This window comes from Micromonospora sp. AMSO31t, from assembly GCF_008868175.1.
Classification (GTDB): domain Bacteria; phylum Actinomycetota; class Actinomycetes; order Mycobacteriales; family Micromonosporaceae; genus Micromonospora.
Window position 1 is genome coordinate 1 of sequence record NZ_WBKT01000281.1, and the last position, 2,692, is coordinate 2,692.

3 protein-coding genes and 1 tRNA gene are annotated in these 2,692 nt (G+C 70.9%); 1 reads left to right on the forward strand and 3 read right to left on the reverse strand.

Going from position 1 to position 2,692, the window contains the following annotated elements; translation table 11 throughout:
- The 3 genes from F8274_RS30375 to F8274_RS30385 form a co-directional block, all read right to left on the reverse strand.
- A partial coding sequence (locus F8274_RS30375; protein ID WP_151465808.1) for a MarR family transcriptional regulator occupies window positions 1-457 on the reverse strand: 457 nt, incomplete at its 3' end.
- 105 nt (window positions 458-562) lie between these two features.
- Window positions 563-1,630 carry a sugar phosphate isomerase/epimerase gene (locus F8274_RS30380; protein ID WP_151465809.1) on the reverse strand — a complete coding sequence of 356 codons (1,068 nt, stop codon included), beginning with the start codon at window positions 1,628-1,630 and terminating at the stop codon, window positions 563-565.
- A gap of 264 nt (window positions 1,631-1,894) precedes the next feature.
- A complete protein-coding gene (locus tag F8274_RS30385; RefSeq protein ID WP_151465811.1) occupies window positions 1,895-2,296 on the reverse strand; it encodes a hypothetical protein in 402 nt (133 codons plus the stop codon).
- A gap of 284 nt (window positions 2,297-2,580) precedes the next feature.
- On the opposite strand from F8274_RS30385, the gene F8274_RS30390 reads away from it, so the two are divergent.
- A tRNA-Asn gene (locus F8274_RS30390) sits at window positions 2,581-2,653 on the forward strand.
- Window positions 2,654-2,692: the final 39 nt, after the last annotated feature.

Genomic DNA, 2,692 nt, shown 5'->3' on the forward strand with positions numbered 1-2,692 from the left:
CGCCCTCGCGGACCGCGACCGGCGCGGGAAGCGCGACACCGACGCCGGCCAGCCGGGCCAGCCCGGCCTCGGCCCGCAGCTTGCCGAGCAGCTCGACCGCCCGGCCGACCACCACCTCCGGGCCGAGCCGCACGTCGACCGGCTCGTCGTGCCGGGCGAGCAGGGTCAGCTCGCCGTCGGTGAGCGCGACCGCCAGCCGCCCGTCGCCGACCCGCACCGCGCCGAAGCGCACCTGCCGGGCGATCCGCAGCAGCGAGGAACGCCGGCCACCCCGGGACGCGGCCGGCCCGGCGGTCTCCACCAGGCCCTGCGCGGCCAGCCGCTCCACCTCGCTGGTGAACCGGGCCCGGGGCAGCCCCAGGGCGTCGGCCAGTTCGACCCGCGAGCGCGGGCCGTCGTCGCGCAGCAGGCGCAGCAGCCGCGCCTGGTCGGCGGTCTCCGGTCCGACCATCGTCATCACGATCACCTCCCCCCGAATGTGCCACACCGGCATCACGGCCGCGTGACGCGAGGGGCCGCACCGGTTTCCCGGTGCGGCCCCTGCGATCCGGTGTCGAGTCCGTCAGCCCCGCAGACCCGACATGTGCCGATAGCTGACCTCCGCGTAGCGCAGGGACCGGCCCGGGTCGGCGGCGCCGCCCGGTGCGTTGTCCTGCTCCCACATCGGGTTGTGGTAACCCTTCGCGCCCATGTTCGCGAAGAAGGTGCCGTAGTCGATGTCGCCCTGGCCGAGCGGCACCATCTCGTACCCGGCCGCGCTGGCCGGGTTGTACGTGCCGTCCTTGGCGTGGAACAGCGGGAACCGCTTGGTCTGCCCGGCGACCACGGCCAGCGGGTCGAAGATGCTGGTCCGGGTCACCCCGTCCGGGTCGGTGTAGCTGCGGAACCGGTGCTGGGCCACGTGCGCCCAGTAGATGTCCATCTCGAACCAGACCCACTCCGGGTTGGTCCGTGCGATGAAGTACTCCAACTTGCGCACACCCGAGGACCGGGTCGGCCGGCCCTGCGCGTCCAGCGGGCCGCTGTCGCGCAGGAAGTCGTACGCGGCGTCGTGGTTGTGGGTGTAGAGCTTCAGGCCCCGGGCCGCGGCCATCTCGCCGAAGGTGTTCCACCGGTCCACGGCGGCGTCCCAGTCGGCCTTGTAGTTGCTGCCGGTCGGGTCGTTGCCGGTGCCGATGTGCGTCATGCCGAGGATTTCGGCGGTGTCCAGGGTCTGCTCGAACGCCGCGATGGTGTCCGGGGTGACCGTGCTCGGGACGGAGGCGTGCGAGCCGTTGGCCCGCAGCCCGTTGTCGTCCAGGATCTGGCGGATCTCCGCCGGGGTGATCTGGCGGCCGAGGATCGAGGTGTGCTGGGTGTACCCGGCGAACTCGACCTCCTTGTAGCCGATCTCGGCGAGCCGGGCGAGCACGCGCTCGAACCCGTACGGCACGCCGGTGGCGTCCGGGGCGGCGCCGATCCGGTCGCGGACGCTGTAGAGGATGATGCCCCGCTTGCCGGTCGGGACGAGCACCCCGTTGCCGGCGAACGCGGCCGACGGGGCGAGCCCGGCGGCGGCGACGGCGCCCGCCGCCCCGGCGATGGTGCCGAGCACCCGGCGACGGCTCAGGCCGTGCGATGTGTCGTTCATGTCCTGACTGCCTCTCTGGACGCGGGTCCGCCTCAGCCTCCGGTGACGTGGCTGAGGAGGTCGCTGGAAGGGACAAGAGCCTGGCCAGGTTCTACGCGAGACGATATTTGCGACCGAGACCAAAGAGAAGAGATTGCCGCCAAAAGTTTTTCATCGATCCCCACTACTTTTGTTCAGAATAAGCGAAAGTAGGAGCGGGGTCTCGTTCGGACAGACGAGAGCGGGCCGGACGCCCATGGCGATCGGCCCGCTCTCGGGGGTGGGTCAGAGGTTGGTGCTCGTGCCGGACGACCTGGTGGTCGACGAGCCGGTCGAGCTGGTCGAACCCGTGCCGGTCGAGCCGGACTTGGCGCCGACGGCGGCCGGCGTGCCGGCGAACGGCTTGTCGGCGTCGGTCAGCCCCGGCTTGCTGCCGGTGCTGCTGTTGCCGTTGCCGTTGCCGGTGCCCAGCTTCTCGCCGAGCTTGGTCTGCCCCAGCTTGTCCTTGCCCTCCGAGTAGAGCCGGGTCGCCTGGGCCTGCGCGACCCCCGCCGCCTCCTGGACGGTCGGGTGGTCGAGCACCTTGCGACCCCGGACCACCAGCTCCTCGTACTTCTCCCGGCCGGCACGGGCGCCCAGGACGAATCCCGCAGCCAGCCCGCCAAGAAACATGATCTTTCCGCGCATGGCGGCTCCTTCCGTACCTGACGCGCCGCCGATCCCGACGGGGGGTCCCGGCGGAAGCGACCTTCTCGCGCCTGCATTCTCTGTCGGCGGCTAACTACCCATCCTGCTCTCCGCTCATGCCTCCCTGTGCCGAGATGGCGATTTGTCCGGTATTCTGAGCGGGTTCCGGGGCGGGTCGCCGGGCGGGGGAAGTCCGGTAACCCCCTGGCGCACCACCCCCCGATGTCCTGTACTCTTGTCCCCGTCGCACGGCGCGGAGAGATCCGCAGCCGGGTGACCTACGGTCCCCCGTAGCTCAATTGGCAGAGCAGCCGGCTGTTAACCGGCAGGTTTTTGGTTCGAGTCCAAACGGGGGAGCAACACTCCACACACAACGCCCGTCGGCCATGCCGACGG